Here is a 19,496-nt window from a genome sequence, read left to right on the forward strand (position 1 = left end):
CATGGCTGGCACCACCACTGGCATCCCCGCCAACGTCACCCAGGGCTCGCAGACGAAGGGCGGCGTCGGCGAGTCGATGCTGCGCCCCGACGGCACCCTGAAGGTCACCGGCGAATTCGCCTACTCCTCGGACATGTGGCACGAGGAGATGCTCTGGGGCCAGGCCCTGCGCTCCACGGTCGCCCACGCCGAGATCGTGTCCATCGACACCTCCGAGGCCCTCGCCCTGTCGGGCGTCTACGCCGTCCTGACGGCCGACGACCTGCCGGCCGCGAAGAACTACGGCATGGAGTACCAGGACACGCCCGTCCTCGCCTACGGCAAGGTCCGCCACCACGGCGAGCCGATCGCCCTCGTGGCCGCGGACCACCCGGAGACGGCCCGCCGCGCCGCCGCGAAGATCAAGATCGAGTACCGCGAGCTGCCGGTCATCACGGACGAGGCGTCCGCGACCGCTCCCGACGCGGTCCTGGTCCACGAGAACCGCGGCGACCACCACGCCGGGCACTCCCCGCACCCGAACATCGTGCACCGCCAGCCGATCATCCGCGGCAACGCCGCCGAGGCCGCCAAGAAGGCCGACGTGATCGTCAAGGGCGAGTACACCTTCGGCATGCAGGACCAGGCCTTCCTCGGCCCGGAGTCCGGCCTCGCGGTGCCCGCCGAGGACGGCGGCGTCGACCTGTACGTGGCCACCCAGTGGCTGCACTCCGACCTCAAGCAGATCGCCCCTTGCCTCGGCCTGCCCGAGGAGAAGGTCCGCATGACGATGGCGGGCGTCGGCGGCGCGTTCGGCGGCCGCGAGGACATCTCGATGCAGATCCTCGCCTCCGTGCTCGCCCTGCGCACGGGCAAGCCGGTGAAGATGGTCTACAACCGGTACGAGTCCTTCTTCGGCCACGTCCACCGGCACCCGGCCAAGCTTTACTACGAGCACGGCGCCACCAAGGACGGCAAGATCACGCACATGAAGTGCAAGATCGTCCTGGACGGCGGCGCCTACATGTCCTCGACCCCCTCGGTCGTCGGCAACGCCTCGTCCCTCTCGGTCGGCCCGTACGTCATCGACGACGTGGAGATCGAGGCGATCGGCCTCTACACCAACAACCCGCCCTGCGGCGCCATGCGCGGCTTCGGCGCGGTCCAGGCGTGCTTCGCCTACGAGGCCCAGATGGACAAGCTGGCGGCGAAGCTGGGCATGGACCCGGTGGAGTTCCGGCAGCTGAACGCGATGGAGCAGGGCACGATCATGCCGACCGGGCAGCCGGTCGACTCGCCCGCTCCCGTCGCCGAACTCCTGCGCCGGGTCAAGGCCCGCCCCATGCCGCCGGAGCGCCAGTGGGAGTCCAGCGAGGGCGCCGACGTCCGCGCGCTGCCCGGCGGTCTGTCCAACACCACGCACGGCGAGGGCGTCGTCCGCGGCGTCGGCTACGCGGTCGGCATCAAGAACGTCGGCTTCTCCGAGGGCTTCGACGACTACTCGACCGCGAAGATCCGCATCGAGGTCATCAACGGCGAGGCCGTGGCCACGGTCCACACCGCGGCGGCCGAGGTCGGCCAGGGCGGCGTCACCATCCACGCGCAGATCGCCCGGACCGAACTCGGCGTCCAGCAGGTCACCATCGTCCCCGCCGACACCCAGGTGGGCTCGGCGGGATCGACCTCCGCGGGCCGTCAGACGTACATGACCGGCGGCGCCATCAAGAACTCCTGCGAGATCGTCCGCGAGCAGGTCCTGGAGATCGGCCGGCGCAAGTTCGGCTCGTACCACCCGGCCTGGGCGAGTGCCGAACTCCTCCTGGAGGGCGGCAAGGTCGTCACCGACGGCGGCGAGGCCCTCGCCACCCTCGTGGACGTCCTGGAGGACGAGGCCGTGGAGGTGGAGGAGGAGTTCAGGCACCGCCCCACCGAGGCCTTCGACCTGCGCACCGGACAGGGCAACGGCCACGTCCAGTACGCCTTCGCCGCGCACCGCGCGGTCGTCGAGGTCGACACCGAGCTCGGCCTCGTGAAGGTCATCGAGCTGGCCTGCGCCCAGGACGTCGGCAAGGCGGTCAACCCGCTCTCCGTCATCGGCCAGATCCAGGGCGGCACCACGCAGGGCCTGGGCGTCGCGGTGATGGAGGAGATCATCGTCGACCCGAAGACCGCGAAGGTGAAGAACCCCTCCTTCACGGACTACCTGCTCCCGACCATCCTCGACACCCCGACGATCCCGGTCGACTACCTGGAGCTCGCCGACCCGCACGCGCCCTACGGCGTACGCGGCATCGGCGAGGCCCCCACCCTCTCCTCGACCCCGGCGGTCCTCGCGGCGATCCGCGCGGCCACGGGTCTGGAGCTCAACAAGACGCCGGTACGTCCCGAACACCTCACCGGCACGTAAGCCCTCCGGGGTCTTCAGGAACAAGCCCTCCGGGGTCAGCGGAAAAAGGGGAACCGGGGGACTCACGTCCCCCGGCCCCCCCTCTCCTCAAGTTCGTCTCGGGCCGTCCCCCGGGTCGTGCAGCCAACGCACCATCCCAAATCCCGCAGCTCTGCGGGTGCCCCTGTGAACCTTGGGAGTAGGCACCATGACCCAGCAGTCACTGGAGCCGAAGACCACCGCGGAGGACGCGGGCTCCGGCTCGCGCGTCCCCGCCGGACGGTCTTGGCTCGACCGGTACTTTCACATATCCCTCAGAGGATCGACGGTCGCGCGTGAGGTGCGCGGCGGCATCACCACCTTCATGGCGATGGCGTACATCGTCCTGCTCAACCCGCTGATCCTGTCCGGCAAGGACGCGGCGGGCGACACGATGGGGCAGAAGGCCCTCATCACCGCGACGGCCTTCGCCGCGGCCGTCACCACCCTGCTCATGGGCTTCGTCGGCAAGGTGCCGCTGGCCCTGGCCGCCGGACTCTCCGTGTCGGGTGTCATCGCCTCGCAGGTCGCGCCCGAGATGACCTGGCCGCAGGCCATGGGCATGTGCGTGATGTACGGCGTCGTGATCATGCTGTTGGTCGTCACCGGCCTGCGCGAGATGATCATGAATGCGATCCCGCTCGCGCTCAAGCACGGCATCACCATGGGCATCGGCCTGTTCATCGCCATCATCGGCCTGGTCAAGGGCGGCTTCGTCCACCAGGGCAAGGCGACACCGCTGACCCTGGGCCCGGCCGGTGAGCTCCAGGGCTGGCCCGTCCTGCTCTTCGCGGGCACCCTGCTCCTGATCTTCATGCTGCAGGCGCGCAACACCCCCGGCGCGATCCTGATCGGCATCATCACCGGCACCCTCGTCGCCGTCGTCCTGAACGCGATGGACGTCATCAACCCCAAGCAGTGGGCCAACGGCGCCCCCGAGCTGCACGGCAGCGCGGTCTCCACGCCCGACTTCTCGCTCTTCGGCGACGTCGAGTTCGGCGGCTGGGGCGAGGTCGGCGCGATGACGGTCGGCATGATCGTCTTCACCCTGGTGCTCGCGGGCTTCTTCGACGCGATGGCGACGATCATCGGCGTCGGCACGGAGGCCAACCTGGCCGACGAGAAGGGCCGCATGCCGGGCCTGTCCAAGGCGCTGTTCATCGACGGTGCCGGCGGCGCCATCGGCGGCGTGGCGGGCGGCTCCGGCCAGACCGTCTTCGTCGAGTCCGCGACCGGCGTCGGCGAGGGCGCCCGTACGGGCCTCGCCTCCGTCGTGACCGGCCTGTTCTTCGCGGCCTGCCTGTTCTTCACGCCCGTCACCGCGATCGTCCCGCAGGAGGTCGCGTCCGCCGCGCTCGTCGTCATCGGAGCGATGATGATGATGAACGCCCGGCACGTCGACTGGGCCGACCGCGCCACGGCGATCCCGGTCTTCCTGACCGTGGTCCTGATGCCCTTCACGTACACCATCACCACCGGTGTCGCGGCGGGTGTCATCGCCTGGGTCGCCATCAAGATCGCTCAGGGCAAGGCACGCGAGATCGGGGCCTTCATGTGGGGCCTGACCTTGATCTTCATCGTGTACTTCGCCCTCAGCCCCATCGAAAGCTGGATGGGCGTCCACTGAGGCGCCGCCCGCCCCGCACACGTACATGGGGAGCCTCTCGGGGAGGCTCCGCAGAGCCCTTGAGGAGACCGACATGCTGGACATCGCCGAAGAGTTGAACCGGTGGGTCGAGCAGGGGCGTGACTTCGCCGTCGCCACCGTCGTGGCCGTCGGCGGCAGCGCGCCCCGGCAGCCCGGCGCCGCCCTCGCCGTCGACAGCGACGGCACGGCGATCGGGTCGGTCTCCGGGGGCTGTGTGGAGGGGGCGGTGTACGAGCTGTGCCGACAGGCGCTCGACGACGGCGAAACCGTCGTCGAACGCTTCGGCTACAGCGACGACGACGCCTTCGCCGTGGGCCTGACCTGCGGCGGAGTCATCGACATCATGGTGGCGCCGGTCCGCGCGGACTCACCCGCGCGGCCGGTGTACGCCGCCGCCCTCGCCGCCGCGGCCCGGGGCGAGGCGGCCGCGGTCGCCCGGATCACCGAGGGCCCGGCCGAACTGATGGGACGGGTGCTGCTCGTCCGTGCCGACGGCGGGGCCGGGGCCGCGGGCGTCGCACACGGCGACGGGCCCCCGGACGAGGTCGCGCAGGACCTCGCCGTCGCGTACGAGGGCGGGCTCGGCGGGCATCCCGAGCTGGACCGGACCGTGGCGGGCGAGGCGCGTGCCCTCCTGGACGCGGGCCGCACCGCGACCGTCGGGATCGGCGCGGACGGCTCCCGCTGCGGGCAGCCCCTGACCGTCCTCGTCGAGTCCTCCGTACCGCCGCCCCGGATGATCGTCTTCGGGGCCATCGACTTCGCCTCGGCCCTCGTCCGCGTCGGCAAGTTCCTCGGCTACCACGTCACCGTGTGCGACGCCCGGTCCGTCTTCGCCACGCGCGTGCGCTTCCCCGACGCGGACGAGATCGTCGTCGAGTGGCCGCACCAGTACCTGGAGCGCACCGAGGTCGACGGCCGCACCGTCCTGTGCGTCCTCACACACGACGCCAAGTTCGACGTGCCGCTGCTGCGGCTCGCGCTGCGGCTCCCGGTGGCGTACGTCGGCGCCATGGGGTCGCGCCGCACCCATCAGGACCGCAACCGGCGCCTGCGTGAAGTCGGCGTCACCGAGCTGGAGTTGGCCCGTCTGCGGTCTCCCATCGGGCTCGACCTCGGGGCGCGTACGCCGGAGGAGACGGCGCTGTCCATCGCCGCGGAGATCGTCGCCTCTCGGCGGGGTGGGAGCGGGGTCTCGCTCACCGGGGCGCACACGCCCATCCACCATGATGGAACGCGGAGGTTGGGTGGGCGGATCGGGTCGGTCGCCTGAGGTCGGTTCCGGCCTCGGGTCGGCCGGGGGCGCCGCGGAATCGCGCTGCGCGCTCGTCCTCAAGCGCCGGACGGGCTGAAAAGCATCGCGCTGCGCGCTCGTCCTCAAGCGCCGGACGGGCTGGAATTCTCTTCCTGGAACGTGAAGTGGACCCCCGTCAGGTCCTCCGACAGGGCCCAGAGGCGGCTCGCGGTCTCGCTGTTCGTGGCCTCGGGGGAGAGCCGTACCCGCTTCGGGGCGCCGCGCAGTTCCGCCGGGCCGTCGGGGCCGATGAAGTCGCCGCTCCGGGCCTCCGGGGCCGTGGCCGCGTAGAGCTGGGGGAGGGCGCCCCGGTCGGCGGACTGGGCCAGGGGCTTGAGGAGGCGGCCGAAGAGGAACTTGACCAGGCCGGTCGGGGCGGCCGTCTGGAGGTTGGTGGCGGTGTAGCCGGGGTGGGCGAGGACGCTGCGGACGGGGCTCGCCGCCTCGGTCAGACGGCGGTGCAGCTCGTGGCCGAAGACGGCGTTGGCCAGCTTGGACTGGTTGTAGAACGCCATGGGGGAGTACACACGCTCGCCGGCGAGGTCGTCGAAGGCGAGGCGGCCCTGCCGGTGGTTGGTGGAAGTCACCGTGACCACACGGGAGTTCGGCGTCGCCGCCAGCAGGTCGAGCAGTAGCCCTGTGAGCGCGAAGTGCCCCAGGTGGTTGGCGGCGAACTGGAGCTCGTGGCCCTGCGCGCTGAGCGTCCGGGGCGGGGCCATCACGCCCGCGTTGTTGACGAGGCCGTCCAGGCCGGTGCGCTCGGCGCGCAGGCCGGTGGCGAAGGCGCGCACCGAGTCCAGGTCGGCCAGGTCGAGGGGGCGTACCTCCAGGCTCGCGTCCGGCTGGTCGGCGGTGATGGCGGCGGCGGCCCGGTGGCCCTTCGACTCGTCCCGCACCGCGAGGACCACGTGTGCGCCCCGGCGGGCGAGGGCGCGGGTGGTCGCAAGGCCGAGGCCGCTGTTGGCCCCCGTGACGACGTACGCCCGGCCGGTCAGGTCCGGTATCGAGGCGGCTGACCAGCCTTTCCGTGTCTGCTGCCCGTGCTCTTGGCTCTGCTGCTGCGTCATGCGGCACATCGTGCCCCTCGTGACACCGAGTGTCAATGCGATACCGAGTGCCATGCGGGGCACCGCATGTAGCATGCCGGGGTGAGTACTCGCCGTGAGATCAGCCTGGCCGAGCGCAAGCGTCAGCTCGTCGCGGACGAACTGACCGAGGCGGCGCTGCAGTTGCTTGCCCTGAAGGGGTTCGACGCCGTCACCGTCGACGAGATCGTGGGCGCCGCGGGCGTCTCCAAGCGGACGTTCTTCCGGTACTTCGCGTCCAAGGAGGACGTCGTCGTCCAGTTCCTCGCGGACATGGGCACGGGCATGTGCGCGGAGCTGGCCGCCCGGCCCGCCGGGGAGCGGCCCTCCGAGGCGCTGCGGCACGCCGTCTGGGTGCCGCTCGGCGAGTGCGCCGGCCACTCCGACCGGGCGCTGCGCGTGGTCCAGCTGATCCTCGGGACGCCCGCGCTGCTCGCCCGCTTCCTGGAGCGGCAGGCGCAGTGGCGCGACGACCTGGCGGCGGAACTGGCCCGTCGCGAGGGCCTCGACGCCGAGACCGAGCTGTACCCGCGCATGGCCGCCGGAATGGCGCTGGCGGCCTTCGACGCCGTGCTGCAGCGCTGGAGCGCCAGCGACGGCACGCAGGGTCCGGCGGGGCTGACGGACGAGGCGTTCGCCGTCATCGCGACCGCGCTGGACGCGGGGGTCCGGCGGGGCTGAGGGGGACTGCGGGAAGCTGTGGGGCGGTGTTCGGGTCACGTACCCGGGGGCGGCTTCCGGGGCCCGTGCGGCGCGGGCGACCCCTGTTTCCCCAGCGTGGGTGTGCGGGGGTGCACGAGCCCCGTGCGAGGGTGCCTGCGCCCTTCCGTGGGGCTCGGCGGCTCGGGCACCATGAGGAGGATGGAGCGGCAACAGCACGCCAGGCTCGATGACTTGATGCGCGACCCCTACCCGCTGTACGCGCGCGCCCGGCGTGCCGAAGGGCTCACCTATGTGCCCGAGCTGCAGGCCTGGCTGGTCGCCAGGGACGCCGACGTCCGTGAGGTGCTGCGCAGGCCGGACGTGTTCTCCTCGGCCAACGCGGTGCGCCCGGACGCCGTTCCCTCACCCGCGGCCCTCGCCGTCCTGAGCCAGGGCCAGGACGACGGCGGCGGCCCCCGCCGCCGCGTCGTCGTCACCTCCGACGGCCCGGCCCACCAGCGCCTGCGCGCGCCCATCGCCCGCGGTCTCTCCCCGGCCCGGGTGGCCGCCGTGCTGCCGTACGTGACCGAGCGGGCGACAGCCCTCGTCGACGCCCTCGCGGCGGCGGGGCCCGGCGGGCGGGGCAGGCCGCGCGTCGACGTGATGGAGGCGTACGCGCGGCGGCTGCCCGGACAGGTGATCGGGCGGGTCCTCGGCTTCGACCCCGAGGACGTGCCGGTGGTCGTGCGCGGCGGCCACAGCTCCGAGCAGTTGCTATTCCGGCCGCTTCCGGAGGACGAGCAGATCGCGGCGGCCCGCGAGACGGTGGCGCTGCGGCGGCTCCTGGAGGGCTACGTACAGGACCGGCACGCCGCGCCTCGGGACGATCTGTGCAGCGAGATGGTCACCTCTCTCGCCCCCGACGACGTGGACCCGGACGAGGGCGACCCCGAGGCCGCCGACGCGGGTCCCGCGCTGACCCTCGGGCAGCGCGCCGAGCTGGTCGCGCACCTGCACAACTTCCTGCTCGCCGGGCACCTGACCACCACGGCGCTGATCGGTACGACCCTGCTGCACCTGCTGCGCCATCCCGCGCAGTGGAAGCTGGTGTGCGAGGAGCCGGAGCGCATCCCGGCCGCCATCGAGGAGGCGGCCCGCTACGACACCGCGCTCCAGGGCTTCCGCCGCGTCACCACCCGCGCCGTCACCCTCGCGGGCACCGAACTCCCGGCGGGCGCCGAGGTCCTGGTCGGCTTCGGCTCGGCGGGGCGCGACGAGGGCCGCTACGAACGCCCCGACGTCTTCGACATCACCCGCACCCCGGTCGCCCGGCACGTCGCCTTCGGCCTGGGCGCGCACGGCTGCCCCGGCGCCCAGCTCGCCCGCGAGCAGCTGCGCGTGACCCTGGAGCTGTTCACGCGGCGCTTCCCGGGCCTCAGGCTCGCCGCGGACGGGCCGCCGGTGCGGATGCGCCCGACGCTGATACACCGGGCACCGGAGGCGCTGTACGTGGAGTGGTGACGGCCGTACGCGGAGTGGTGACGTCGGACGCCCCGCGCCCCTCGGCGCCCCCCGTCACTCCCCCCGCCTGCCGCCTAGCGGTACACCTTCCCCGGCTCCGCCTTGCCCGGCGCGAGGAGCTGCGGCACGGTCACGAAGACGTACCCGCGCTCCTTCAGTGCGTCGATGATGCCCGGCACCGCGGGCACGGTGCCCTTGTAGATGTCGTGCAGCAGGATGATCCCGTCGCGGCTGGACTGCTCGAGGACCCGCTTCTCGATGAGCGCGGAGTCGTTCGTCGTGTAGTCCTTGGCGGTCACCGTCCACAGGATCTCGGAGAGCCCGAGCTCGCGGGAGATCTTGTTGACGGTGTCGTTGGTGCGGCCCTGCGGCGGGCGCATCAGCGTCGGCTTCTTGCCTATGAGCTTCTCGATCGCCTTGTTGGGGCGCTCCAGCTCGGCGCGCGCCTCCTTGGGGTCGATCTTGGTGAGGATCTTGTGCGACCACGTGTGGCTCGCGACCTCGTGCCCCTCGGCGTCCATCTGCTTGACCAGCTCGGGGTACTTCACGATGTGGTTCTTGCCGAGCGTGAAGAAGGTCGCGGGCACGGCCTTCTCCTTGAGGATCTTCAGGAGCCGTGGTGTGTTCTCGCTGGGTCCCGCGTCGAAGGTCAGCGCGATGCACTTGGCCTTGCGGCAGTCCACGGTCCCGAACTTGCCCTGATCAGCGGCTTTCGCATCCACCGCGTCCTTGCGGACGGTGCTGGGGGACACGGTGTCCAGCTTGGTGCAGCCGGACAGGGCCACGCTCACGGCGAGCGTGGCGAGCCCGAGAAAGGCGGTGCGCGGACGCAACCTGATCGCGGGCTTCCGCATCTTGTGTATTGCAGGCATGCGGGAACTATACACTTGGTGTATAGGGCGGCTGTGCGGGGCGGAGGGTCAGGTCCTGCTTCCGTCGGAGCGGCCGAACATCTCGATCTCCGCGATGGCCACCTGCTTCTTCGCGGTCGCGGCGTGGGCCGACTCGATCGTGAAGCGGACCTTGGTGACCTCGCCCACGCGGAACGCGCGGCGCTGGCCGCCCGCCCCCGGGTCCAGGGTGAGATCGCGGGTCGTCGTGCTGCCGTCCTTCTTGGTGATCGTCGCCTTGACGCGGTGCGGCAGCGCGGACTTGCCGAGCTGGTCGGCGCGGGCCGACACCCCCGGCGTGATGATGAGGTCGAGCAGCCGGGTCGGCCGCGCGAACCCCACCTCGATCCACTCGCCCTGGCCCGACTGCGCCACCCCCGGCCCCCACCAGGTGTTGTTCAGCTTGTCGAACACCAGCTTCGGGCCGTGGCCCTCGTACGCGCGCGACGCCCTGATCCGGTCCGGCTCGACCGGGGCGCGCTTGGCGAAGTGGTCGCGCGTGGCGTCGTAGCCGTCGGGGATGTACACCACGCCGAGGATGAGCAGCGTCACGGCCACGACGACGGTGACCCAGGTGCCGACCCGGTCGAACACCCGGCGCAGCCGCGGCCGGTCACCGGCCCAGGGTGCCTCGCCGCTGCCCGGCCCGAACAGACGGCGCCACCACGGGAGAGGCCCGGGCGGGTCGTTGCGCATCCCGTTGTCCGCGAGGGGCATCGCGCACCGGCCGCAGAAGTGGCGGTCGGGGCGGTTCGGGGTGCTGCACCACGGGCAGGGCGGGCCGTACGGCTCCTGCAGGTGCGGGCCCGGGGCGCGGACCTGGGGGCGGGCCGCGTCGGGGCGGCCGGGCAGGACGGGGGCCACGGCCGGGGGCGGAGCGGGTCGGGCGGGCTCCGGGTCCGAGACGGGGACGAGGAGCGAACGGGCCCGGTCGTCGGGCCTGGGCGGCACGGGGGAGGTGGGCGCGCCGGGCGCGGGGGGTGAGCCGGGTGCGAGGGGTGAGCCCGGTGCGTTGTACGCGTGGGGCGCGTCGGGCGAGTTGTACGCGGCGGGTGCGTCAGGTGCGCGGTACGCGTCGGGTGGTGCGGGCTGCGTGAGGGCCGCCGGAGGGAAGCCGTCCGGGGCGGGCCGCGCCGGGGGGTTGGGGACCGTGTCCGCCAGGTCCGGGGACGCGGGGGCGGGGTGGGGCGCGGCGGCCGTCCTGGTCGCGCCCGACGAGCCGATTCCGGTGCCCCCGGGGCGGGAGAAGGCGTCCCAGCCGGAGTCGGGCCCGGGTCCGGACGCGGCACCGGACCCCGCGCCCCCGCCCGAGCCCGGGGCCGACCCGGCTCCGGAGGCCGAGCCGGGCCCCGACGCGGAGCCGACTCCCGAAGCGGCCCCGGACTCCGAGCCTGCCCCCGAGCCGTGCCCGGCCCCCGAGCCGTGCCCGGCCCCCGAGACGGCCCGGCCTCCCGCCGCCCCCGAGGCCCCGCTCCGCGCCCCCGCCGCGTCCCAGCGGAGCACGGCCCCGCAGGCGTCGCAGAAGGACTGACCGGGCTCCGCGCGGGTGTCGCACTCGGCGCAGTTCTGCGTGGTCATCTCTGCTGGGTCCTTTCGACGGCCGTCACGGTGACGGTGTAGGGCATGTGCGCGGGGCGGGCGGCGGCCACGAGGGTGTCCAGGCGGTGGGTGTCCGCCGGGGTCGGGTCGGGCAGCCGCAGGGTGACGTGGAGGTGCGGGCGGGGAGCGCCGGGGACGGGGCCGCGGGGCCGGGCGCTCCAGGCGGCGCCCCCGGTCTCCGTGATCTCCGGCTCGACGCCGAACGCGAGCCGCACCGCTTCGGACAGGCCGCGCCGGGTGCCGCGGACGCGGTGCAGCGTGGCCGCCGCGGCCACGGCGGCGCGCAGCCGCCGCTCGGGTTCGGTGCCGTCGGTCTCCGCCCCCACCCAGGTGCTCAGCCACTGGGCGAAGTCGATCGGGGTGAGCGCCGGGTCGAAGTAGGCGTCCAGGCAGTCGAGTACGTTCAGGATCGGCGCCAGGACGTCGTCGAGCCCGCCGACGAAGCGCTGCGCGAGATCGTCGTCGGCGAAGACGGCGGGCAGCATCATGCCGATGGGCGCGGAGGAGCCGAGGCCGTCCACGGAACCTCTCATCGCGGGCCTCCCCGGCGGGACGAAGTCATCACGTGGCGTCCCCGATCACCCGGACACGGTGGTCGAACGAGAAGACAAGGGCGGTCGGCTCCAGATCGATGCGGTCGGTCGGGTCGCCGCGCTTGCCGGTCAGCGGGTCGGCCGGATGCAGGACGACCTCGTCGACGAGCTCCACGCCGGGCACCCGCTGCAGCACGGCGAAGACCTCGCCCGCCTGGACCGGGCGCCCGAAGGGCCAGCCCCGGCTGTCGGCGCCGCCGGTGAGCGGGTCGAGGTGGCGGTACAGGGCGTCGTGGGCCGCACGGCGCACCCGGTCGGTCTCCACGCCGCGGAAGGCGTGCACCGTGGCCACCACGGTGACGCCCTGGTAGTAGGGCGGGCCCACGGCGAGCCGGGTGCCGATGAGGCGCCGCTCGTCGAGGTGCCGGGTGACGCGGTCGAGCAGCGCGTCCCCGGGGACGAGTTGCTCGAAGCGCAGCCGGCCGCCGGGGTCGGGCACGGCCTGCGGCACCACGAGGACGCGCACCGCGTACGCCCCGACCTCGTCCGTGGCGCCCTCCAGGCAGGTGATGCGGGCGGTCTCGGGGGCGGCGCGGCGGGCGAGTTCCTCGTAGTCGCGCAGGGTCACGGCGCGCTCCTGGGCGCGCAGCGTGATCGGGGCCCGGACCTTGGCCTCCTCGACGGTCTCCCCGTCGACCCCGCCGTGGGCGGCCTCGCGGTTGACGACCTCGGTGATGTACGGGATCGAGGTGCGCAGGACGCTGATCGCGCCGCGGGCGACGTTGCCGGACCTGCCGCCGCCGGTGCGGTAGCGGCGGGCACGGATGACGGCGCCCTTGGGGGCGACCATCCCGTACTGGCGCAGGGAGCCGTCGGGTTCGCGGACGGCCGGGCCGAAGGCGAGGTCGCCGGTGGCCGCGTCGAGGGTGATGTGCCGGTCGTCCGGGCGGGACTCGGAGAAGTGCGGGACGACCCGCCAGTCCTCCCAGCCGTCCCGCTCGGCGGTCTGCAGGAGCACCGGCGGGTCGTCGCCGACGACCGGCGCGTGGGCGAGCCGAAGGCGTTGTCCGGGCAGTCCGCTGGACTCGCCGAGCGCCTCGTCGTACACCGTCTCGGCGTGCACGACGCGCGTGGTGCCGCCGACCGTGCAGACGTCGGCGGCGCGCACGGTCGGCGACGTGGTGTAGAAGGGCTGGTCGGGCAGCGGGTCGGTGACGCGGCAGCGCAGCCAGCCGCCCTCGTGGCCGCCGCTGCGGGACAGCACGTGGCCGCCGGGCACGTGCAGGACGACCTCGCCGGGCCGGTTGAGCCCGCCGGTGCCGTCGCGGTGGACCTCGCACGGCCGCCAGCCGTCCGCCGTCCACGCCTCCCACACGAGCGGCGGCTGCCGGGGGTCGACGCCGACGCCGTCGACGCGGCTGTCCAGTTCGAGGGCGACCGCGCAGTGGGGGACGGCCGCGGTCAGGCCGAACAGCAGACAGTCGCCGGAGCGCGGTGCCTCGGCGAAGCACAACACGTCGCCGCCCTCGGCGAGTTCGGTGGTCCGGTCGGCGACGGGCTCGCCCCGCGACTGCACCATCAGGTGCCGCAAGGTACTGGAGACGATGCGCAGATCGCGCTCGGTGGCGAAGACGACCGCGTCCTCCGCCTCCGTGCGCAGCGTCGTCACCTCGGTGCCGACGGGCACCGCCACGGTCTCCTCGCGCGGCGCGGACAGCCAGAACGTGACGTCGGTGCGCGCGGCGACCGGCGGGAAGAGCGTGATCCCGACGAGGTCGAGGAAGGCCAGGTGGTTCTTCTCCGGGACCCGGTTGAGGCGGTAGACGATCTGGTCGGCCATGTGGGCGACCGTCTCGACCAGGGTGACGCCGGGGTCGGAGACGTTGTGGTCGGTCCACTCCGGCGCCCGCTCCTGGATGTAGCGCTTGGCGTCGTCGACGAACTGCTGGAAGCGGCGGTCGTCGAGGTTGGGGGAGTGCAGGGGCATCAGCGGTCGCTTTCCGGGGAGGTGCCGGGGCCCGGGGACGTCCCGGGGGCCTCCGGGTCCTCGTGGGAGGGAATGACGTAGAAGGGGAAGACGAGGCTGCGCGGGTTGTTGGTGCCGCGGATCGCGTAGCGGACGTCGATGTAGAGCACGCTCTGGTCCTCGCCCGCGGTGACCTCCACCTCCCGCACCTCGATGCGCGGCTCCCAGCGGTCCAGGCTCAGATACACCTCGTGCTGGATGCGGCCCGCCGTCTGCTCGTTGACGGGGGCGAACACCAGGTCGTGGATGGCGCAGCCGAACTCGGGACGCATCGGCCGCTCGCCGGGCGCCGTGGCGAGGACGAGCCGGATGGCCTCCTCGATCTCGCGCTCCCCGCTGACCAGGGCGATGCCCCCGGTGGGGCCGATGCGCAGCGGGAACGCCCAGCCGGAGCCGACGAACTGTTCGGCCATCAGAAATCACCGGTCCTCATCGGCATCAGAAGGGCAGTGGCTTGCGGTTCACCAGGACCGCACCGGTCAGATTGATGTTGGACGAGGTCAGCGCCACGCTCGCGGCGGAGGTGAGCGCCAGGGGCCCGGCGGCGCTGACGGTCGCGAGGCCGGTCGCCCGCACGTTGAGGAACGACGTGTTGACGCTGAAACCGCCGCCGCCCGCGTTCACGTTGACGGCGCTCGCGGCCCGGATGTTGAGCAGCCCGCCGCTCTTGATGGACACGTTGCGCTTGGCGCTCAGCGAGAGGTCCGTGCCCGCCTGGACGGACACCGAGCGGCTGCCCTTGATGGTGACCGAACCCTTGCTGTCCACGGTGATCTCGGTCTTGGCGCGGTCCAGGTTGACCTTCAACTTGCCGTCCCCCGTGCTGATCCGCACGCCCCGGTGGCTGCCCACGCGCTGGCTGAGCAGGTCGAGGCGGTTGCCGGTGCGGTCGGAGATGCTGTGGCGGCTGGCCTGGTTGCGCGCCCCCGAGTACAGCGGGGCGCTGTCCCGGGTCGGCTTGTTCCTGCCGTTGTAGAGCCCGCCGATCACGAAGGGGTGGTCGAGCGCGCCCCGGTCGAAGCCGACGAGGACCTCGTCGCCCACGTCCAGCGGGAAGATCCCGCCGCCGCGCTTCCCGCCGAGCTGCACACAGCGCGTCCAGTCGCTCACGTACGTGTCGTCCAGCCAGGGGAACTTCAGCTTCACGCGGGCCTGTTCGTCCTTCACGTCGACGTCGGTGACGACGGCGTTGGCGACGCCGGGCAGCCGGGGCGCGCTGTCGGTGCCGCCCGAGGTGAGGCCGTACAGGGACCGCCACTGGCGGCCGCTGACGGTGACCCAGGACTCGTAGCGCTGCCCGTTGCCGAACACGTGCCGCACCGACGTGGTCGTGTACTTGCCCTCGAAGGGCTTGCCGACGTCGCCGAGCGCGATGGGCACGCCGGGCCGCAGCTCGGGGTTGCCGTGCACGACGACCTCCAGTTCGGAGAACGACGAGGACACGTCGTCGAAGAGGGCGTCGGCGGCGTGGTCGACCTCGGCGGGCTTGTCGTAGGGCGTCGCGGTCTGCACGAGCGTGGACTTCTTGAAGGCGCCCGCCGCCTCGCCGGGGGTGGCGCCGATGGAGAAGTTCGGGTTGCGCGCGGAGCGGGACGTGCCGACGATCTCCCGCGCGTTCGCGACGTCCCAGCCGCGCGCCTGCACCGTGCCGACCTGGTCGGCGGCGGTGACCGCGGTCCGCAGGCGCAGGATGTCGATGCCCGCCTTCAGGACGGTGGGGCTCTTCTTGCTGTCCGTGTTCGGCGAGGGCGCGCCGGAGGACGGCTTGGGCTTGACGAAGTGGAACTCGCCGTCCGCGTCCAGGGACATGACCATCTTGTTCTCGTCCGCGAGCCGCGCGATGAAGTCCCAGTCGGTGACGTTGGCCTGGCTGATGAACTCGTAGCGTCCGCCCGACGCTTCGATCGTGCCGATCGGCACCCCCGCGAGTCCGGCCAGCTGCCGGGCGATCGAGGACGCGGTCTCGTTCGTGTACGCGGCCACGCGGCGCTGGCGCAGGAAGCGGTGCCCGTAGTCGTAGCCGCGGATGACGGTGAAGGAGCCGGTGCCGTCGAAGTCGGCCTCCAGGGCGGTGACTTCGCCGGTGAACAGCGGATCGCCGGTGCCCTTGCCGTCCGCGACCGGCGTGATCACCACCTTCGTACCGAACTTGACCTTGAGCAGGCCGAGGAGCTTGTGGTGCGGGTCGCGGAAGGTCAGACGGAACGCGGCCGGCACCCCGGCGCCCTGGTCGACCCAGCCGTCGACGAGCATCCGGGCGACGGCCGGGGTCAGCTCGGAGCCGCCGATCCTCACATTGAGGACGCTGGAGAACGGGGTGGGTGCCATCAGCGCCGCACCTCCTGCGGTGCGGGAAGCACCAGTTCGGTGCCCGTCGTGAGGCGGGCCGGATCGTCGATGCCGTTGGCGTCGGCGATGGTCCGCCACACCGTGGCGTCGCCGTACTCGCGCCAGGCGAGGGACTGCAGCGAGTCGCCCGCGACGACCCGGTGCACGCGCTGCGCGGTGAGCGCGCCCGAGGTCGGGTTCTGCCCCAGGGGCTCGCCGGGGATCTCGTGCAGCTGCAGCTGACAGGTGGCCCGGATGGGCACGCCCGTGGTGCTGAACAGGGTGTACGAGGCCTGCACGGAGCCGACGTACGCGGTGAACCGGGCCGTGGCGAACGACCCCCACTGGAGGATCACCCACGGTGGCGACGGCTGGTCGGCGTCCTTGCTCTTCGCCGTCACGCTGCAGCAGTCGAGCAGCGCCTCCACCTTCTTGAGGACCGTCTTGCCCGTGGGCTCGGCGGAGGAGTCCAGGAACACCTCCACGCTCATCTCGCGCGGATCGGACCCCATGAACTCCGGTATGGCCCCGTCCCGTTCGGCCGCCGTCGGCGTCACCGTCCACTGGGCGCTGCGGCCGATGGTCAGCTGCGCCGGGTTGAACTCGAAGTCGAACGTCCTCATGAGCGACCCCGGAGTGGTGCTGGTGCCGACGGGCGGCTCATGAATGGCGAGACTGGCGCGCACGAGGCTCTTGCCTGCGCCTTTGCTCTTGGGCATGTACTGGTCCCCCGCTCCTCTCCTGCTTCTTCGACGCCCTAGTCCGTGAACCCGTGGTGCGCGATCTCCAGGACCTCCGTGGCGACGGCCGGGCTGCCGGGGTCGAGGGTGGGGCCCTGCCAGCTGACGGGCAGCACGTCGATGAGGCCCCAGCGGGCGACCTCCGAACCGTCCGCGCGCAGCGCCGTGATCTCGGCGGTGGGCCGCTTGATCCCGGTCTGCACGGACGAGATCCACTTGGCGACCTTCGTGGTGTCCGGCGTGAGCGGGCGGGTCAGCCGGATGGTGGAGAAGGTGACGCGGGAGGGCAGTTGCCAGACGAAGCCGTTGTTCCCGCCCTCCTGGTGGTGCTCGACCTCGACCTGGGACGAGAGGCCGTCGCAGCCGTTGAAGCGGCCGAGGCTCTCGCCGTCGATGGAGAGGGAGAACCAGATGGTGGAGCCAGGGTCCTGGCGGGGCATCGCAGAAGCGCCTTCCTGTCGTGCGGCTGTGTACGTGGGCGGGCCGGGGTCACCGGCGGTCGTCGCGGAGCCTGCCGACCCGTTCGCGGTCCATGCGGAGTTCGGTGCGGATCAGCCGGGTGATCCGGCCGATCATCCGGTGCGTCAGCTCGTCGAGCTGGAAGTCGGTGAGGTCCTTCGGGTCGAACGTGCCGCGCGGCACCCGGCTGTACGCGGGCGGCGGCTCCGCTGCCGATGCCGCCTGGCCCGACGGCGGCGGGGAGCCGCCGCTCGCGGGAGGCGAGTACGGCGGCGGAGGCTCGGCGGGCGGGCTGTAGGCCGGCGGCGGGTCGCCGGGGCCGTCCCGGCGCGAGCTGAGGTGGCCGAGGGAGGCGGAGACCGTGGCGGCGGCCCTGGCGGCGAGCGTCGCCGTCGCGCCGGACGCGAACGGCGACCGGAAGGGCATCCGCTGGACCGCGGGCCCGGCGGGCGCGACGGGGCGCGGGCGCTCGGGCTGCCGTACGGCGGACGGCGGCGGCGCGAGGGGCGTCACGGGGAGGGGGAGCGTGGTATCGGCGGGCGGGGGGAGGGCGCGCAGGTGGACGGGTTTCGGGGGTGTGGTGGCGCGCTGGACGGCGGGGGCCGGGGTGGGTGCGCTGGGTGCGTGGGTCGGGGGAGGGGTGTCCGTACGTGCAGGGGGTGCGGGAGGGAGCGCGGTGAAGGCCGCGCTGCTGAAGCCGCTGCTGAGGCCACTGTTGAGGCTGCCGCCGGAACCGCTGGGGTTCCTGGGGCTGTCAGGGCCGCCGGAGCTGACGGGAGTTGAGGCGGCGGTGGCGCGTTGGACCGGAGGCGTGGCGATACCGCCCGTGGAGTGCGAGGCGGGCCGGGGCGGCTGCGGAGGGAGGGTGAGGGGCGGGGTCTCCGCAGGGGTGGTGGCGAGGGGGGCGCCGAGGGGGGTCCGGCGGCGCGGGGGTGTGGTGCCGGGCGCGGCGGCGCGCTGGACCTGGTGCGCGGGCGGGGTGGCCTGGTCGACGGAGGGCCGCTGCGGGGCGGGTGCGGGGTCCGGAACCGGTGCGAGGAGTGGGCGCGTGGGCGCGGCCGGGCCGGGGGGTGGGCTCGCGGCTGCGGGGGCCGACGCCGAGGGCGACGGAGCGGAAGTCGGTGCGGGTGCCGGGGCGGAAGTCGGTGCGGCGAGGGGAGCGGTGGCCGGGGTGGACGGGATCGGGGCGCCGAGGCCGGAGCGCGCGGGCTTGCGGGTGGCGCTGCGCTGCACTGCCGGGTGGTTCGTGGAGGTGGCGGAGGCGGTGGGTCGTGCGGGCGGTGAACTCGCCGCAGGGGTACGGGAAGCAGGTGTCGCCGGAGGTGTGGCGGAGGGGGCCGTGCCGTCCGTGGGGACGGCGGGAGCGGCGGCATCGCGGGGTGTGGGCGTGGCTGGGCCCGGTGTGGTGCGGGGTGCGCGCTGTACGGGGGGTGCCGGTGGGGCGGCGGGCGGGGTGGGCGTCGAGGGCGACTGCGGGGAGGCGGTCGGTGTGCCGGAGGCGGCGCTCGTGGCGCGCGGGGGGAGGGGGGCGGGTGCTGCGGGGGTGGGGGTGGACGTGTGGGCAGGCGCGGAGGTGGACGTGAGGGCGGAGCCAGGGTGTGCCGGGGCTCGCTGGACCTGCGGACGCGCGTGGGGCGTGGCGGAGGGGAGCGGGGTGCGCTGGGCGTGCGGGGTGCTGAGGTTGCTCGGGTTCGCCGTCGGTGGCGCGCTCGGTGCTGTGTCCGCCGGCATGGGCGGTGACTTGTGGGGTGACTTGTGCGGAGTCGGGGCTGAGGGTGGGGTCGGGGCGGACCCCGGGGTGGGCTCCGGGTTCGGCTGACGAGGAGCGGTGGGTGCCGCCTTGCTCGGGGTCTCGGGCGCGCGCGAAGTGCCCGAGGACAGCGGCCCGTTCGGGGTGGGCGACGGTCGCTTCGGGTTCGGGTGCGTCTGGAGGGACTTCGGCTGAGCGGGTGGCGCGGGAGGCGGGTCGGTGGGGCGGGGCGGGGGTGCGTGCCGTCCTGTCGTAGCGCTGGGTGGTGTTGAACGCATGGCTGTGGAGGGGGACTTGGAGCTCGGCTCGCTGAGCGGACCGTGGGTCGACGCCGGTCGGGTGCGGCTCGGGGCGCCCGTGTCCGGGCTCGCGTCCGAGCCCGTGGTGCGGTCCACGGCCCGCTGTACGGGCTGCCGCCCGCTGGTCGTGGTGGTGGGGGCGGCCGGGGGTGCGGGCTGGGTCGTACCGCGTGGGCCGGATGCCGGGGCTGACGGTGCGGGGACCGCGCGCTGTGCTGGGGCGCTAGGGTCGGCTGGTGCTGGTGCTGGTGCTGGTGCTGGTGCTGGTGCTGGTGCCG

Annotated in this window: 16 protein-coding genes; 6 read left to right on the plus strand and 10 right to left on the minus strand. The window is 73.2% G+C overall.

What is annotated here, in order from left to right; translation table 11 throughout:
- Position 1 precedes the first annotated feature (1 nt).
- From ACFVHO_RS02685 to ACFVHO_RS02695, 3 genes are all read left to right on the plus strand, one after another.
- Positions 2-2,386 (plus strand): xanthine dehydrogenase family protein molybdopterin-binding subunit, encoded by a 2,385-nt coding sequence (locus tag ACFVHO_RS02685; protein WP_385709161.1) that lies wholly within the window; start codon positions 2-4, stop codon positions 2,384-2,386.
- 187 nt (positions 2,387-2,573) lie between these two features.
- The gene (locus tag ACFVHO_RS02690; RefSeq protein WP_385709164.1) at positions 2,574-4,031 is read left to right on the plus strand and encodes an NCS2 family permease; all 1,458 of its coding nucleotides are present in this window, start codon (positions 2,574-2,576) and stop codon (positions 4,029-4,031) included.
- A gap of 73 nt (positions 4,032-4,104) precedes the next feature.
- A complete protein-coding gene (locus tag ACFVHO_RS02695; protein ID WP_385709167.1) occupies positions 4,105-5,325 on the plus strand; it encodes an XdhC family protein in 1,221 nt (406 codons plus the stop codon).
- A 104-nt stretch (positions 5,326-5,429) separates the two neighbouring features.
- Here the strand turns inward: ACFVHO_RS02695 and ACFVHO_RS02700 are convergent, their stop codons facing one another.
- Positions 5,430-6,413 carry an oxidoreductase gene (locus ACFVHO_RS02700; protein ID WP_385709170.1) on the minus strand — a complete coding sequence of 328 codons (984 nt, stop codon included), beginning with the start codon at positions 6,411-6,413 and terminating at the stop codon, positions 5,430-5,432.
- Between the two features lie 81 nt (positions 6,414-6,494).
- On the opposite strand from ACFVHO_RS02700, the gene ACFVHO_RS02705 reads away from it, so the two are divergent.
- Together ACFVHO_RS02705 and ACFVHO_RS02710 are read left to right on the plus strand one after the other, a co-directional pair.
- Positions 6,495-7,112, plus strand: a complete 618-nt coding sequence (locus ACFVHO_RS02705) for a TetR family transcriptional regulator (protein WP_385709172.1) — start codon at positions 6,495-6,497, stop codon at positions 7,110-7,112.
- A 180-nt stretch (positions 7,113-7,292) separates the two neighbouring features.
- Positions 7,293-8,594: a cytochrome P450 gene (locus ACFVHO_RS02710; protein ID WP_385709175.1), complete on the plus strand. Its 1,302-nt coding sequence runs from the start codon at positions 7,293-7,295 to the stop codon at positions 8,592-8,594.
- Positions 8,595-8,668: 74 nt separating this feature from the next.
- Here the strand turns inward: ACFVHO_RS02710 and ACFVHO_RS02715 are convergent, their stop codons facing one another.
- From ACFVHO_RS02715 to ACFVHO_RS02755, 9 genes are read right to left on the minus strand one after another with little or no spacing between them, the layout of a single operon-like run.
- On the minus strand, positions 8,669-9,466 hold the full coding sequence (locus ACFVHO_RS02715) for a polysaccharide deacetylase family protein (RefSeq protein ID WP_385709178.1): 798 nt from the start codon (positions 9,464-9,466) through the stop codon (positions 8,669-8,671).
- A 48-nt stretch (positions 9,467-9,514) separates the two neighbouring features.
- Positions 9,515-11,062, minus strand: a complete 1,548-nt coding sequence (locus ACFVHO_RS02720) for an NADase-type glycan-binding domain-containing protein (protein ID WP_385709181.1) — start codon at positions 11,060-11,062, stop codon at positions 9,515-9,517.
- Complete coding sequence (locus tag ACFVHO_RS02725; protein ID WP_385709183.1) at positions 11,059-11,616, minus strand: phage tail protein; 558 nt, start codon at positions 11,614-11,616, stop codon at positions 11,059-11,061. The genes ACFVHO_RS02720 and ACFVHO_RS02725 overlap by 4 nt, the downstream gene beginning before the upstream one ends.
- Positions 11,617-11,644: 28 nt before the next feature.
- Positions 11,645-13,603, minus strand: a complete 1,959-nt coding sequence (locus ACFVHO_RS02730) for a putative baseplate assembly protein (RefSeq protein ID WP_385709185.1) — start codon at positions 13,601-13,603, stop codon at positions 11,645-11,647.
- Positions 13,603-14,055, minus strand: a complete 453-nt coding sequence (locus ACFVHO_RS02735; RefSeq protein WP_385709188.1) for a GPW/gp25 family protein — start codon at positions 14,053-14,055, stop codon at positions 13,603-13,605. The genes ACFVHO_RS02730 and ACFVHO_RS02735 overlap by 1 nt, the downstream gene beginning before the upstream one ends.
- A 25-nt stretch (positions 14,056-14,080) precedes the next feature.
- Complete coding sequence (locus ACFVHO_RS02740; RefSeq protein WP_385709190.1) at positions 14,081-15,970, minus strand: VgrG-related protein; 1,890 nt, start codon at positions 15,968-15,970, stop codon at positions 14,081-14,083.
- Positions 15,970-16,689 (minus strand): LysM peptidoglycan-binding domain-containing protein, encoded by a 720-nt coding sequence (locus ACFVHO_RS02745; RefSeq protein WP_385709193.1) that lies wholly within the window; start codon positions 16,687-16,689, stop codon positions 15,970-15,972. The genes ACFVHO_RS02740 and ACFVHO_RS02745 overlap by 1 nt, the downstream gene beginning before the upstream one ends.
- Positions 16,690-16,727: 38 nt before the next feature.
- Positions 16,728-17,150 carry a phage tail protein gene (locus ACFVHO_RS02750; protein ID WP_030360079.1) on the minus strand — a complete coding sequence of 141 codons (423 nt, stop codon included), beginning with the start codon at positions 17,148-17,150 and terminating at the stop codon, positions 16,728-16,730.
- A gap of 49 nt (positions 17,151-17,199) precedes the next feature.
- Positions 17,200-18,402: a hypothetical protein gene (locus tag ACFVHO_RS02755; protein WP_385709196.1), complete on the minus strand. Its 1,203-nt coding sequence runs from the start codon at positions 18,400-18,402 to the stop codon at positions 17,200-17,202.
- Between the two features lie 793 nt (positions 18,403-19,195).
- Between ACFVHO_RS02755 and ACFVHO_RS02760 the strand changes: the two genes are divergently transcribed.
- On the plus strand, positions 19,196-19,496 hold a 301-nt coding region (locus ACFVHO_RS02760; RefSeq protein ID WP_385709199.1), incomplete at its 3' end, for a hypothetical protein.

Source organism: Streptomyces sp. NPDC127108 (genome assembly GCF_042677545.1).
Lineage (GTDB): Bacteria > Actinomycetota > Actinomycetes > Streptomycetales > Streptomycetaceae > Streptomyces.

What these genes read in the sequence shown, in the direction of transcription:
- ACFVHO_RS02710 (WP_385709175.1), top strand. Translation starts at nt 7,293, where the DNA reads ATGGAGCGGCAACAGCACGCCAGGCTCGATGACTTGATGCGCGACCCC.
- ACFVHO_RS02750 (WP_030360079.1), bottom strand. Translation starts at nt 17,150, where the DNA reads ATGCCCCGCCAGGACCCTGGCTCCACCATCTGGTTCTCCCTCTCCATC.
- ACFVHO_RS02735 (WP_385709188.1), bottom strand. Translation starts at nt 14,055, where the DNA reads ATGGCCGAACAGTTCGTCGGCTCCGGCTGGGCGTTCCCGCTGCGCATC.
- ACFVHO_RS02740 (WP_385709190.1), bottom strand. Translation starts at nt 15,970, where the DNA reads ATGGCACCCACCCCGTTCTCCAGCGTCCTCAATGTGAGGATCGGCGGC.
- ACFVHO_RS02685 (WP_385709161.1), top strand. Translation starts at nt 2, where the DNA reads ATGGCTGGCACCACCACTGGCATCCCCGCCAACGTCACCCAGGGCTCG.
- ACFVHO_RS02730 (WP_385709185.1), bottom strand. Translation starts at nt 13,603, where the DNA reads ATGCCCCTGCACTCCCCCAACCTCGACGACCGCCGCTTCCAGCAGTTC.
- ACFVHO_RS02720 (WP_385709181.1), bottom strand. Translation starts at nt 11,062, where the DNA reads ATGACCACGCAGAACTGCGCCGAGTGCGACACCCGCGCGGAGCCCGGT.
- ACFVHO_RS02745 (WP_385709193.1), bottom strand. Translation starts at nt 16,689, where the DNA reads ATGCCCAAGAGCAAAGGCGCAGGCAAGAGCCTCGTGCGCGCCAGTCTC.
- ACFVHO_RS02725 (WP_385709183.1), bottom strand. Translation starts at nt 11,616, where the DNA reads ATGAGAGGTTCCGTGGACGGCCTCGGCTCCTCCGCGCCCATCGGCATG.
- ACFVHO_RS02700 (WP_385709170.1), bottom strand. Translation starts at nt 6,413, where the DNA reads ATGACGCAGCAGCAGAGCCAAGAGCACGGGCAGCAGACACGGAAAGGC.
- ACFVHO_RS02715 (WP_385709178.1), bottom strand. Translation starts at nt 9,466, where the DNA reads ATGCCTGCAATACACAAGATGCGGAAGCCCGCGATCAGGTTGCGTCCG.
- ACFVHO_RS02695 (WP_385709167.1), top strand. Translation starts at nt 4,105, where the DNA reads ATGCTGGACATCGCCGAAGAGTTGAACCGGTGGGTCGAGCAGGGGCGT.
- ACFVHO_RS02690 (WP_385709164.1), top strand. Translation starts at nt 2,574, where the DNA reads ATGACCCAGCAGTCACTGGAGCCGAAGACCACCGCGGAGGACGCGGGC.